Below are 13,236 nucleotides of genomic sequence, written 5' to 3'. Positions count from 1 at the left end.
AGCCGGCTCTTCAGCGCAACGGCTGCGTGGCGTCGGCGGTGCGCTGGAGGGCGTGGATCGTATGCGCATGTCGGCGCTGCGCGACGCCGACGAACAGGCAGTCGACGACGGCGAGCTGCGCGATCCGGCTGACCATCGCCCCGGCGCGGAGTCGCGGCTCGCGGGCACGAGTCAGCAGGGCGTGATCACAGCTCTCGGTGACGGGTGACGATGATCCTCCCGTGACACCGATCGTGACGCCGGCCGCGGCGCGCGCGGTCTGCAGGAAGTGCACGGTCTCGCGGGTCGTCCCCGAGTGCGAGAAGCCGATGGCGACCGTCTTCCTCGCTCCGAGCGATGCGGCGGCGCTCGCCTCGTCAGAGTCGGTGAGCACTATCGCCGCGTGTCCGATGCGGAGCAGCTTGCGGCCGAGGTCGGCTGCTGCCTGCCCGCTCGCTCCGATGCCGAAGAGCAGCACGCGATCGGCGTCGTCGATCGCCTCGACCGCAGCGGCGAGGCTGTCGTAATCGAGGTTCGCGATCGTCTCCTCGATGGCCAGCAGCTCCAGCGCCGCGAGCTTCGCCGTCGCTTCGCGCAGCGTGTCGGCCGCGGAGATCTCGGAACCGAAACCGGATGCCGCAGGGAACTGCACCGACTCGCGGCCGAGCTCGGTGGCCAGCGCCATTCTCAACGCGGCGTAGCCGTTCACCCCGATCGTGCGGCAGAAGCGGACGACCGAGGCCACCGAGGTGTCGCACCTCGCAGCGATCTCGGTGATCGTGCTGTCGACGACGAGGGTGGGATCGTCGGCGATCGTCCGAGCGATGCGCGCCAGCGACGGCGGCAGCTTCTCGGCCGCTGTCGCGATGGTCGTCTGGATGCTCATGGCTCTCCTGGCGGGGGGCGGGTTTCGGTCGTGTGAACAATTCTTTCATGCCGGACAGCTGGTGCGTAGACTATTTCCATGTCTTCTTCGCGAGCCCATGTCGCCGTCGACCTCGGCAAATCGCGATGCCGTGCGGTGATCTCGGGGCCGTGGGGCGCGAACGATCTCCGCCCTCAGCGCCGGCCCGTGTACGACGGCATCGGGGCACCCGGTCTTGCGGCCGCAGACGGCGTCGCTGCAGCACTCGCCGCGATCCTCCCGTTGAGAGAGCGACTCGATGAGCCGATCTCAGACGTCTCGGTGGGCGCTGCGGGAGCCTGGGCGGCCCCCGAGGCCGCATCCGAGCTCGCACACGGGCTCGCCCGAGCGATGCGGGTGCCGGTGTCCGTGACCTCTGACGTCGTGTCCGCCCACGCAGGAGCGCTCGGTGGCGGGGCAGGCGTGCTCCTGATCGCCGGGACCGGCGCAGCGGCCCTCGGCATCGACGGCGAGGTGGCCACCCTCGTCGACGGGTGGGGACCCGAGCTGGGGGATTTCGGCAGCGGATCCTGGTTCGGGCGAGAGGCGCTGCGCGCTGTCCTGCGTGCCTCGGTCGGCCTCGCACCCACGACAGTGCTCACGGATGCCGTGGGCGCGACGATCGGCGGCCCTGCGGCGATCCCCGCCTGGCTCGCGACCGATGGCCCGCTGCCCCGTCGCCTCGCGGCACTCGCGCCGCTGGTGCTCGATGCGGCAGAGAGCGGCGACCCCGTCTCGGTGGAGATCGTCGCCGAGGGCGTCCGTCTCCTGGTCGCATCGGCGGTCGCCGCGTCTGCGGACAGCCGAGATGTCGCCCTCCACGGCGGACTCACCGCACATGTCTGGTTCCGCTCGGCACTCGACCGGGCGCTGGGCGCCGCGGGCCGCGCTGTCGCCGCCTCAGCCGGTGACGCCATCGACGGAGCGCTCCTGCTCGCGGAGCGCACTGATCTTCCCCATGAAAGGTTCGTGCATCGTGCCGAATGAACACGCCAGACTGACCGCCCTCCTCGACGTCCTCTCGACGCTCGGCACGGAGGCGTCGACGACGGAGCGGGGCGATCTCGACCTGCTCGAGACCGCCGAGCTCGTGCGGCGCATGAACGCCGAGGATCACCGTGTCCCGACGGCGGTCGGAGAGCGCAGCGCGGAGATCGCTGCAGCCGTCGACGGCATCACCGAACGCTTCCGCGCCGGCGGGCGCCTCATCTACCTCGGGGCGGGCACCGCGGGACGCGTCGGAGTGCTCGACGCCAGCGAATGCCCGCCGACCTTCGGTACGGACCCCTCGATGGTCGTGGGGTTGATCGCCGGCGGGGAGACGGCTATCCGCGCTGCGGTCGAGAACGCCGAGGACGACGACGAAGCCGCGGCGGCCTCGCTGCAGGAGCTCGGGCTCACCGAGCGCGACACGGTCGTCGGCATCTCGGCGTCCGGTCGCACCCCCTACGTCGTGGGCGGCCTCGAGTTCGCGCGGAAAGTCGGCGCGCTCACCGTCGCGATCGCCTCGAACCCGGCATCCGAGATCGGGGCTGTCGCCGAGATCGCGATCGAGGTCGTCACCGGGCCGGAGTTCATCTCGGGGTCGACGCGTCTGAAGTCGGGAACCGCGCAGAAGCTCGTCGTGAACATGCTCACCACCCTGTCGATGATCAAGCTCGGCAAGACGCACCACGGCGTGATGGTCGACTTGCTGGCCACGAACGAGAAGCTGCACGCGCGCTCGATCCGCACGGTGACCGAGCTCACCGGCGCCGGGGTCGACGAAGCCTCGGCCGCGCTGGACGCGGCCGGCGGCTCCGTCAAGCTGGCGATCCTGATGATCTCCACGGGGGCATCGGCAGATGACTCGGCTCAGGCGCTCGACGAGGCTGACGGAATCCTGCGCGTCGCGATCGCCCGACTCTCTTGAGGGGCACGTTCGCCGCGTGCTTCCGCCAGGGGCTGCCGGATGACGACGACGCGCTGACCTCCGACGACGACGCGCTGACCTACGACAGCGACGCCGAGGGTCAGTGGTCGCAGGTGCAGGATCCGCCGCCTCCGCAGCATCCTGCATCCGCAGAGACGTGCGCCTGAGACGACTCCGGGACGTCCATCGCGGGGTTCTGATCGAGGAACCCGTTGGGCTTGAACCAGAATCCGGCGTAGTCGACGGGCATGATCGGCCAGTCCTCGGGGCGAGGGAAGTGCGTCAGGCCGAACGTGTGCCACAGCACGATGTCCTCGCCGTCGAGCGATCGGTCTCCGGCGGTGTATTCGGGCAGGCCGGAGCCGCCCTGATGCGCGTTCGGATACCGGCCGGCGGGCCAGATCTGCCCCTGCTCGTGCTGCGTCGCCCACAGGTGCCTGGTCGCGAAGGCTGCTCGCGCCGCCACGGATGACTCGGGGTCGGCCATCAGCAGTGCGGTCGGCTGGGGGATCAGGTGATACGCGGTCGGGCGTCCGACGTGGTTCGTGCGCGACGTGCTCTGCACCTCCCAGGCGCGCGCGACGGACGAGTCGGCATCGCGCTGAGCGGCGGACTCGGTGGAGAGCTGAGTCTCCGACCAGGTGAACGCGTTGCCGAACGGGTTGTCGGGCCCCATGGGGATGCGCTGAGCGTCGATCTCGAACAGGCGGTTCTCGTCGCCGTCGATCGCGACGTCGAGTCGAGCGCAGAACAGGTGCTGGTGCACGGGCGCGAACACCCCTGGGGCGAGCTCGGTGGCGTGCTTCTGCCGCACGCCGGGTTCGCCGGCACCTGCGAACACGATTCCCGTCGCCTTGGCCACGACCTCGATCGAGCCGTCGAGATAGAAGTGCCAGTAGAAGCCGTAGTCGTAGTTGCCGATCGTCGAGAAGTACGACACCACGAAGCGTCGCGAGCGGCGCACATCCGAGCGTCCCGCGAGGTCGGTGTGCTTCCAGAGGATGCCGTAGTCCTCCTCGTGCATGCAGACGACGTTGGGGATGCGCACGGGGTGGCCGTGGTCATCGGCGACGTAGCCGTCGAGGTAGCGGATCACGCCCAGGCAGTCGCAACCCAGCTCGAGGTGGTTCGCGTTCTTGCCGAGCAGGTACTCGCCGGCATCGAAGTAGCTGATCCAGAAGCGACCCGGCGCGGTGTCGCCGTAGGGCACGACCATCTCGGGCACGCTCGCTCTGCTGAGCACCGAGCGTCCGTCGAAAGCGACGTCGTGCAGCACGAGCCCCTCGCGCGCGTTGAAGCTGACCCTCATTGACCAGTTCTCCCACTCGACCAGAGATCCGGTGACGGCGAAGCTCGGACCCTCCGGCTGGGTGATCTCGATGGGCTTGAGCGTCGTGCGCGCCGCGCCCTGCACCTCGGGGTAGTAGTTGCCGTGACCCGCGGGCACCGGCACATCGCCCTCGTCGTCGATGCGGATGACGCTGCCCGCGGTCAGATCGATGTGCACCACGAGGCCTTCGACCGGATGCGCCCAGGGGGAGTCGTTCTCGTCGTACTTCAGGAACGTGAGGGAGCGGATGACCCGGCGACCCACCTCGTCGGCACGGCCGGTGTAGCCCGGGGCGAGCGGGCCGCAGAACGCGAGGTCCATGTGATCAGCGAGTCCGCGGCGCGTCATCGCCGCCTGCCACTCGGGCGAGGCCTTCGCGATCGCCTCCGCGCGCTCGTACTCCTCGAAGAGGTACTGCGGCTGGCCGTAAGGGGGCGCGTCGTTGGGAACCCTTTCGTTGCGCAGGACCTCGCCGCGGGTGATTGAGACGACCACCTCGGTGGCGACCCCGGTCGCGGTGTCGAGCAGGGTCGCGTCGACCCGCCGGTCGATGGGGGAGCCGGGCGTCCACGCGGCGAGCTCCTGCTTGGTGGGCTCGTCCGGCAGGAGCATCGGCACGCGAACCGTCTCGCCGAGCAGCCCGGCGGATTCGAGCACGGCGCGGGCTGCGGCGATCTCGGCGCCGGTGAGCGGGTCGAGCGGATGCGGCGTCGTGATCCGGTCGATGGAGACGGGCTGGGGGTGGGACATCGTCGTACCTCACTATTTCGAGCGAGCGCTCAATAAACGGATTGGCTCGATGGTACGACGGTGTGGCGGGGTGCACAAGAGCCTGCTGGCGATCGACTCTGCGCAGGGTGCGAGCGCGAGCGCGAGCGCGGGGTGCGGGGTGGGCGCGAGGGGTTCAGGCGCGCCAGGGCGAGAGGATGCTGTCGAGCACTGCGAGATGCGCCTCGGCGCCGCGGGGCTCGGTGACCTCGAGCACCTGCTGCCCGTACGTGATCGATCGGAGCAGCGACATCACCGCCTGCTTCGGCGTGGCATCCGACAGCTCGCCGTCGACGATCGCCTCATCGATGGCCTCGCTGATGCGGTCCTGCCAGGTCGCGAGCGTGGGGGAGCCGGCGTCCGGGGAGGACGCGAGCGTCGCGAGGCGTCCCCAGAATCCGACGACCACGTACGCCTCGGTGCGTGTCTCCGCCTCGACGGGAAGGACTTCCCGCATCAGGGCGTCGAGTCTGGTCAGCCCGCGGAGCCCCGCGGTCACCGATCGGATGCGCTCGTCCGTGCGCCGGGTGATCTCCGCCGCCGCCGCGCGGATCACGTCGTCGAATCCGTCGAAGTAGTGCCAGAGTGAGCCGGTCGCGACGCCGAGCTCCTTGGCCACGGCGCGAGACGACACCGCCTCGTGCCCGTCGCGGGCGGCCACGGCGAGCAGCGCCTCGGCGATCTGCCGGCGGCGCTCATCGTGGTCTACGACGCGGGGCACACGCCCATCCTGGCGCATCCGACGCAGGTATCGCTATTTTGAGCGGTTGATCAATATGATGCGTGTGTGGATCACCTCCTCCCCGCAGCACCGTGGCTGATGGCGCTCGCCGCCGTCGTCTCGGCCGCGGCGTGCGTCGCGGTCTGGCGGGCCGTGCCGTGGCAGGGGAGGCAGAGCGCGCTGATCATGGCCGGCGCGATGATCGTCATCGCAGTGAGCGGCGGCGACGCGATGGTCGGTCTCGTGCTCGGGATGGTCCTTCTCGCGTCTGCGATGCTCGGCACGGCAGGCGTGCGGGGAACGCCGGCGGCGGCCACCTGCTGCCACCGAGCGCTGGTGTCGCTTGTGATGGCGATCTGCTCGTTCGAGAGCCTGTCGACGGGCGAGGCGCTGGTCGAGTCGGGCGGCCACGGCGGCCACGGTCTCGACGGAGTCCTCTCGGTGCTCGTGGTGGCGGGGGTCATCGGAGTGGTGCTCTGGACGGTCGTCTCCGAGTGGGTGATCGTGCCCGTGCATCAGGGTCGGACCGCCCGCCTGCTCACGGTCGAGTCGTGGGCGATGGCGGCGGGAGTCAGTGTGATGTGCGTGGGGTTCTGAATTCGATCGCCGCCTCGATGAGCAGGGCCGCAGGCGGGACGCGTCAGTGCGATCCCCCGAACTCGATCAGCATGACCCCCAGAGCGATCAGGGCGACGCCGATCGCCATGAGCACCGAGAAGTGGTCCTTGAAGATCACACGGCCGAGGATCGCCGTGATGGCGACGCCGGCCGCTGACCACACGCCGTAGGCGACGCCCACAGGCATGCCCATGGCGAGGATGGTTCCGAGCAGGGTGAAGGCGGCGAGGTAGCCGACGACGATCACGGGGATCCACCGCCTGCGACGGAGACCCTCCGATGCCCGCAAGCTGAGAGTCGCGGTCACCTCGCTCGCGATCGCGAGGGCGAGGAGCAGCCAGGTCATGCTCCGACCTCCGCAGACGTCTCGCGCTTGTGCGACCCGAGCTCGACGAGCAGCACGCCGACCACGATCGCGCCGATTCCGACGATCTGCACCGGCCCGAGCAGCTCGCCGAACAGCACCGTGCCCATCACGGCGGTGAGGACGACGCCGATCGCCGCCCAGATGCCGTATGCCACGCCTACCGGCATCCCTCGATCGAGCACGATCGACAGCAGCCAGAGGGACCCGGTGTAGCCGATGACCACGGGGATGAGCCACAGCGGGTGAGTGAATCCCTCCGCGGCGCGCAGCGACAGTGTGGCCGTCACCTCGAGGACGATGGCGATCAGCAGCGGTGGCCACGCCGACGGGTGGGAGGGGGCGGTCATCTGGAGCCTTTCGACGCGGGGCATGCCGGGGGAGAACGCATCGCATGCTCGCAGGATTCCCTGTCGCGCAGGTGAACGGCGGGCGGAGGCCGCGATTTCTGAACCCCGCAGCGCGGCGCGTACCCTGGAGGCATCCCCCGAAGCTCACCCGGCAATCTCGCGCGCCGGCGACCTCGGCGCGCTCACACATGCAAGGACGCAGATGAACGTAACCGCCGCACCCCATGACGACTGGACGGCGAGAGAAGAGCTGGCCGAGCGGATGATCCCGCTCATCGGCGCACTCAAGCGCGAGCGTGACGTGGTCACCTCGCTCCACGGACACCGACTGCTGGGACTCTCCGCCACCGGCATCGTCGAGGTGCACGACCGAGTGGCGCAGCTCGGGCACGAACGGCTCGCAGTGGATGAGACCCTCGCGGTGCTCGAGGGCGTTCATGACCTCGCCCCGGGTGCATCGTCGCTCGACCTGGCGCGCCTCGTCGCAGGTCACGCCGACAGCGACCTGCCTCTCGACGTCTATCTGGCCGACGCCCTCGCGCCCGCGGTCGGTGCGGTCGCCGCGGCGCCCACCGATGTCGTGCTCTACGGCTTCGGACGCATCGGGCGCCTGCTCGCCCGCATCCTCATCGCGCACAACGGCGGTGGCAGCGGTCTGCGGCTGCGTGCCATCGTCGTGCGCCGAGGCTCGGAGAACGACCTCGTCAAGCGCGCATCGCTGCTGCTGCGCGACTCCGTGCACGGCCGCTTCGCCGGTTCCGTCACGGTCGACGAGGACGCCGACCAGATCATCGCGAACGGCACCCGCATCCAGGTGATCTACTCCGACGACCCCGCGACGATCGACTACACGGCATACGACATCCACGACGCGATCGTCGTCGACAACACCGGGCGCTGGCGCGACGAGGCGGGTCTCAGCCGCCACCTCGAATCCACGGGCGTCGCACGCGTGCTGCTCACCGCCCCGGGCAAGGGCGCACTGAAGAACATCGTGCACGGCATCAACGACGGCACGATCGAGCCCGACGACCGCATCATCACGGCGGCCTCGTGCACGACGAACGCGATCACGCCCGTGCTCAAGGCCGTCGACGAGGCGTACGGGATCGTCCGGGGGCATGTCGAGACGGTGCACTCGTTCACCAACGATCAGAACCTGATCGACAACTTCCACAGCGGTGATCGCCGGGGTCGCTCTGCGGTGCTGAACATGGTGATCACCGAGACCGGAGCAGCGAAAGCCGTCGCACGGGCGCTCCCCGAGCTCGAGGGCAAGCTCACCGGTTCCGCGATCCGGGTGCCTACGCCCGACGTCTCGCTGGCCGTGCTGCACCTGAGCCTCGAGCGCCCTGCAGTCAAGGACGAGCTCAACGACTACCTGCGTCGGGTCTCGCTGCACTCGAAGCTGCGTCAGCAGATCGACTACGTCGAGAGCCCGGAGGTCGTGTCGACGGACTTCGTCGGCTCGCACCGCGCGGGCATCGTCGACGGCCTCGCGACCATCGCCAACGAGACGGACGTCGTCCTCTACGTCTGGTACGACAACGAGTACGGATACTCGTGCCAGGTGATCCGCGTGCTCGAGGTCATGGCCGGCTCGCATCCGATCGTGCTCCCCGAGCGCCGAGAGGTGACGCTGCACGGGTGACGGCGCTGTCGGCGGCACCGGGCATGATGAGGGCATGAAGTCCGCATCCCTTCTGTCCGAGCGTCTGCGCTCGCATCGACTCACGGCTCCCGCGGCCTCGGTGACCGACGCCGCGGCGCACATGCTCGCGGTGCAGAGCCAGGACTTCACCGCCGGACGCTGGGCGCTCGCTGCGCGCACACACAGAGAGCCCACGCTGCACCTGGTCGATCGCGCCTTCGACAGGGGAGACCTGGTGCGTGCGTGGACGATGCGCGGAACCCTGCACATCATCCCGGCCCGCGATCTGCGCTGGGTGCTGTCGGTGACCGGCGACCGACAGCGCCAGCAGGCGGCAGGCAGGCGACGCGATCTCGGGATCGACCGGACGATGGTCGACGCCGCCGTGGCTGCAGTGGTGCCGCGGCTGAGCGACGGCGGCCTCACGCGCGCCGAGATGTTCGAGGTCTTCTCCGGTATCGGCATCGACCCGAGCGGGCAGCGCGGCATCCACCTGCTGAGCGAACTGACCCTCGACGGCCTGATCTGCCAGGGACCGGTCGTCACTCGAGAGCGGGTGAGCCGCGAGCAGCGCTTCGTGCTCGTCGAACAGCACATCCGCGAGCATGCGGCGCCGGACGACCCACTCGCCGAGCTCTTCGTGCGTTACGTCGACGGGCACGGGCCGGTCGGGGTCGCCGACTTCGCGTGGTGGTCGGGGCTCACGCTCGGCCGGTCGCGAGAAGCGCGCGACAGAGCCGCGGGCAGGGTGGTCGAGATCGAGGAGGGCCTGTTCGTGTCGGGCGCTCGCCCCCGTCGCTCGCCCTCTGTCGCCGACGTGCTCGCGCTCGGAGCCTTCGACGAGTACTACATCTCGTATGCCGACCGCACGGCGGTCTGCGCGCCCGAGCATCTCGCGCTGGTCGGACCGGGCAAGAACGGCATGGTGCGGGCGACGATCATCGCTGACGGTCGGGTGATCGGATGCTGGACGCACGCGAGTGCCTCGCTCGGCTCGGCCCCCGAACTCTTCGTGGCGGACGCCGACGACGAAGCGGTGCGCAGCGCTCTCGCGCGATTCACCCGATTCCTCGGCGGCTGATCCGGCCTGCCGTGGCTCAGCTCACTCGCTCGCGTGGCGCCCGAGGAAGTTGTAGACCTCGTTGTCGTCGACGCCGGGGAACGCCCCACGGGGCAGCGGCGAGAACATGTGCGTGTGCACGCGGGCGCTGGGCCAGGCCTTGCCGTTCCACCGGTCGGTGAGGTCGGCGGAGGGGCGGCGGCAGCATGCCTCGTCAGGGCAGGTGGAGACCGCGCGGTCGGCGGTCTCGCGCCCGCGCCACCAGCGGGCGTCATCGAAGGGCACGCCCACCGTGATCGAGAACTCGCCGTCGGTCGATGCGCCGGTCTGCGTCGAGCACCAGAACGTGCCGGAGGGCGTGTCGGTGTACTGGTGGTGCTCGTTCGTGCGGTTCTGCTGCGTGAACGCCGCCCGTGCCTGGAACTTGCGACACACCCGCTGCCCCTCGACGGCGCCGGTGACATCCATCGGCAGGGGCAGATCGTCGTTCTCGTAGACGCGTGTGATCGCGCCGGTGGCATCGACGCGGAGGAAGTGCAGCGACATCCCCAGGTGCTGCGTGAGCAGGTTGGTCATTCGCATCCCGGCGGCTTCATGGGTCACGCCGAACGCATCGCGGAAGTCCTCGACTGCGAGGTTGCGGTCCTTCTTCGCCTGCTGCAGGAAGGCGACCGAGGCCGTCTCGGGCATCAGGCACGAGGCGGCGAAGTAGTTGATCTCGAGCCGCTGCTGCAGGAAGTCGGCGTAGTCGGTCGGCGGCGTGTGGCCGAGCAGGCGGTGCGCCATGGCCTGCAGCGCCATGGAGCGCAGGCCGTGGCCCCCCGGGATCGATGCCGGAGGCAGGTAGATCCGCCCGTTCTCGAGGTCGGTGACCGATCGCGTCGAGTGCGGCAGGTCGTTGACGTAGATCAGCTCGAAGCCGAGCTTCTCGGCCATGATGCTCACCGTGCGGTGGGTGAGGGCCCCCTGCACGTGACCGGCCGACCGCAGCTGCTTCTCAGCGAGCCTCTCGATGTCTGCGAGGTAGTTGTTCTGCGCGCGCATTCGCAGGCGCAGTTCGGTGTTCGCGCGCCTGGCCTCTTCGGGAGTCGCGATCGCCTCGCGCTCTCGGCGCTGCAGCTCGCGGTGCAGGCCGAGCAGCGACTCGATCGTCTCGTCGCTCATCCCCTTGGTGACGCGCACCGGGGCGATGCCGAGCTGCCGGAACACCGGGCTCTCCTGCGCGCGCTCGAGCTCGATCTCGAGAGCGGCGCGTCGGTTCGGCGGCTCGCCGGAGATGAGATCGGTGACCTCGGTGCCCGTGGCCAGCGCGATGGCCTGCAGCAGAGAGAGCTTCGGCTCTCGCTTGCCGTTCTCGATCAGGCTCAGCTGCGATCCCGCGACGCCGACGAGCGCGCCCAGCTCATCGAGCGTGAACCCCTTGTCGAGGCGGTGGTGCCTGATTCGGTGGCCGAGGGTCGCGAGGTGGATGCCGGAAGGAGCCATTCCTTGATCCTATCGAAAGAACTGCGATTCTTATCGCATGAAATGACGAAAAGTCGGGTATGAACCAGAAGAAGATGGAGGAAACGCCCCTCACTTCAAAGGAGTAGTCATGGCGATCGCCGAAGTCTTCACCCCCCGAGCATCATCTGTCGCACCTGTGCGCACCTTCGGGACGGCTCCGACGTATGACACCCCTGCGATGGCTGAGCTCGCCGCCTGGGTCGATGAGATCGCCGCTCTCACACAGCCGGCGTCCATCCACTGGGTCGACGGCTCGCGAGCCGAGAACGACTGGCTGCTGCGGGGGCTCGTCGACGAGGGCAAGCTGATCAAGCTCAACCCCGAGTGGCGTCCCGGTTCGTACCTCGCCCGCTCGCACCCCAGCGACGTCGCGCGCACCGAAGGCCGCACCTACATCTCGTCGGAGAACGAGGAGGATGCCGGTCCGACCAACAACTGGGCGCCTCCTGCGCAGATGCGCGAGAAGATGACCGAGATCTTCGAGGGCTCGATGCGAGGCCGGACGATGTTCGTCGTGCCGTTCTCGATGGGGCCGGTCGGCGGGCCGCTCTCGCACATCGGCGTCCAGGTTACCGACAGCGCCTACGCAGTGGCATCCATCGGCATCATGACTCGCGTCGGTGACGCGGTGACCCGTCAGATCGCCGAGGGCGCGCCCTGGGTCAAGACCGTGCACTCGGTCGGCGCACCGCTCGCCGAGGGAGAGCCCGATGTCGAGTGGCCGTGCAACGACGACAAATACATCGTGCACTTCCCCGAGACGCTCGAGGTCTACTCGTTCGGCTCCGGCTACGGCGGCAATGCGATCCTCGCCAAGAAGTGCTTCGCATTGCGCATCGCCTCGGTCATCGCCCGTGACGAGGGCTGGCTGGCCGAGCACATGCTGCTCATCCGCGTGATCGATCCGGCGGGCAAGGCCTACCACGTGGCTGCGGCGTTCCCGTCGGCGTGCGGCAAGACGAATCTCGCCATGCTGCGCCCGACCATTCCGGGGTGGCGCGTCGAGACCCTCGGAGACGACATCGCGTGGATCCGACCGGGCGAAGACGGTCGCCTCTGGGCGATCAACCCCGAGGCAGGGTTCTTCGGCGTCGCGCCGGGCACGGGTGAGTCGACCAACGTCACGGCCGTCGAGACGCTCTGGGGCAACACGATCTTCACGAACGTCGCGCTCCGCCCCGACGGGGACGTGTGGTGGGAGGGCCTGACCGATCAGGCTCCGCCTCACCTCACCGACTGGGAAGGCAACGCATGGACGCCGGACTCCGGTCGCCCCGCCGCGCACCCGAACTCGCGCTTCACGGTCTCGGCCGCCCAGTGCCCGCAGATCTCGGAGGACTGGGAAGAGGCGGTGCCGCTCGACGTCATCCTCTTCGGCGGACGACGTGCGACCAACGTGCCGCTCGTGGTCGAGGCCACGGACTGGACTCATGGCGTGTTCCTCGGATCCAACATCTCGTCGGAGCGCACGGCGGCCGCCGAGGGCACGGTCGGGGAACTGCGTCGGGATCCGTTCGCGATGCTTCCGTTCTGCGGCTACAACATGGCCGACTACTTCGGCCACTGGCTGAAGGTCGGACGGGGCCTGCGGTTCGACCGCGCACCCCGCATCTTCCAGGTCAACTGGTTCCGTCGCGGTTCGGACGGGCGCTTCCTGTGGCCCGGATTCGGCGACAACTCGCGCGTCGTCGACTGGATCATCCGTCGCGTGTCGGGCGAGGTGTCGACGATCGACAGCCCGATCGGTCGGCTGCCGCTGGTCGAGGACCTCAATCTCGACGGCATCGACGTGCCGGAGGCCGACCTCGAGGAGCTCTTCTCGATCGACACCGAAGCCTGGAAGACCGAGGCCGACCTCACCGAGGAGTTCTACGACACCTTCGGAGACAAGGTGCCTGCCGCGCTGCGCGCCGAGCTCGCCTCGCTGCGCTACCGCCTCGACAGGGCCTGACAGACCGGGCGCCGGTTCGGGGGAGCCGGCGCTCTACACTCCAGATCCCCCTACCCCCAGACCGCGAAGGCGGGATGGCTGAGGCGAACCCATGGCTGAGTGGTCTCTGACATCCCGCCTTC

12 protein-coding genes are annotated in these 13,236 nt (G+C 69.1%); 6 read left to right on the top strand and 6 right to left on the bottom strand.

The window, feature by feature from the left end:
- Positions 1-10 precede the first annotated feature (10 nt).
- Entirely contained in the window at positions 11-865 is an 855-nt protein-coding gene (locus tag OPU70_RS08035) for a MurR/RpiR family transcriptional regulator (RefSeq protein WP_498557492.1), read from the bottom strand.
- A gap of 78 nt (positions 866-943) precedes the next feature.
- Between OPU70_RS08035 and OPU70_RS08030 the strand changes: the two genes are divergently transcribed.
- Entirely contained in the window at positions 944-1,870 is a 927-nt protein-coding gene (locus OPU70_RS08030) for a BadF/BadG/BcrA/BcrD ATPase family protein (protein ID WP_311879545.1), read from the top strand.
- Positions 1,860-2,795, top strand: a complete 936-nt coding sequence (murQ, locus tag OPU70_RS08025; protein WP_042542114.1) for an N-acetylmuramic acid 6-phosphate etherase — start codon at positions 1,860-1,862, stop codon at positions 2,793-2,795. Before OPU70_RS08030 ends, murQ begins: the two co-directional genes overlap by 11 nt.
- 100 nt (positions 2,796-2,895) lie before the next feature.
- On the opposite strand, the gene OPU70_RS08020 is transcribed toward murQ, so the two are convergent.
- Positions 2,896-4,875, bottom strand: a complete 1,980-nt coding sequence (locus OPU70_RS08020; protein WP_498557491.1) for a primary-amine oxidase — start codon at positions 4,873-4,875, stop codon at positions 2,896-2,898.
- 154 nt (positions 4,876-5,029) lie between these two features.
- Positions 5,030-5,614, bottom strand: coding sequence for a TetR/AcrR family transcriptional regulator (locus tag OPU70_RS08015; protein ID WP_042542112.1), 585 nt, complete (start codon positions 5,612-5,614; stop codon positions 5,030-5,032).
- A gap of 66 nt (positions 5,615-5,680) precedes the next feature.
- Between OPU70_RS08015 and OPU70_RS08010 the strand changes: the two genes are divergently transcribed.
- Positions 5,681-6,211, top strand: coding sequence for a hypothetical protein (locus OPU70_RS08010; RefSeq protein WP_498557490.1), 531 nt, complete (start codon positions 5,681-5,683; stop codon positions 6,209-6,211).
- A gap of 43 nt (positions 6,212-6,254) precedes the next feature.
- On the opposite strand, the gene OPU70_RS08005 is transcribed toward OPU70_RS08010, so the two are convergent.
- Both OPU70_RS08005 and OPU70_RS08000 read right to left on the bottom strand, forming a co-directional pair.
- On the bottom strand, positions 6,255-6,578 hold the full coding sequence (locus tag OPU70_RS08005) for a DMT family transporter (protein WP_498557489.1): 324 nt from the start codon (positions 6,576-6,578) through the stop codon (positions 6,255-6,257).
- Entirely contained in the window at positions 6,575-6,946 is a 372-nt protein-coding gene (locus OPU70_RS08000; protein WP_498557488.1) for a DMT family transporter, read from the bottom strand. The genes OPU70_RS08005 and OPU70_RS08000 overlap by 4 nt, the downstream gene beginning before the upstream one ends.
- A gap of 202 nt (positions 6,947-7,148) precedes the next feature.
- Here OPU70_RS08000 and OPU70_RS07995 point away from each other — a divergent pair, with 202 nt between their 5' ends.
- The gene (locus tag OPU70_RS07995; RefSeq protein WP_042542109.1) at positions 7,149-8,597 is read left to right on the top strand and encodes a glyceraldehyde-3-phosphate dehydrogenase; all 1,449 of its coding nucleotides are present in this window, start codon (positions 7,149-7,151) and stop codon (positions 8,595-8,597) included.
- Positions 8,598-8,631: 34 nt separating this feature from the next.
- Entirely contained in the window at positions 8,632-9,678 is a 1,047-nt protein-coding gene (locus OPU70_RS07990; RefSeq protein WP_311879540.1) for a winged helix DNA-binding domain-containing protein, read from the top strand.
- 21 nt (positions 9,679-9,699) lie between these two features.
- Here the strand turns inward: OPU70_RS07990 and OPU70_RS07985 are convergent, their stop codons facing one another.
- A complete protein-coding gene (locus OPU70_RS07985) occupies positions 9,700-11,142 on the bottom strand; it encodes an XRE family transcriptional regulator (protein WP_079112465.1) in 1,443 nt (480 codons plus the stop codon).
- A 109-nt stretch (positions 11,143-11,251) separates the two neighbouring features.
- Here OPU70_RS07985 and OPU70_RS07980 point away from each other — a divergent pair, with 109 nt between their 5' ends.
- Positions 11,252-13,114: a phosphoenolpyruvate carboxykinase (GTP) gene (locus OPU70_RS07980; RefSeq protein ID WP_498557487.1), complete on the top strand. Its 1,863-nt coding sequence runs from the start codon at positions 11,252-11,254 to the stop codon at positions 13,112-13,114.
- Positions 13,115-13,236 lie beyond the last annotated feature (122 nt).

It is taken from the genome of Microbacterium sp. SWDP-B6 (assembly GCF_059803615.1).
The sequence above is the reverse complement of the archived record's forward strand: the minus strand, read 5'-3'. Positions and strand labels throughout refer to the sequence as shown.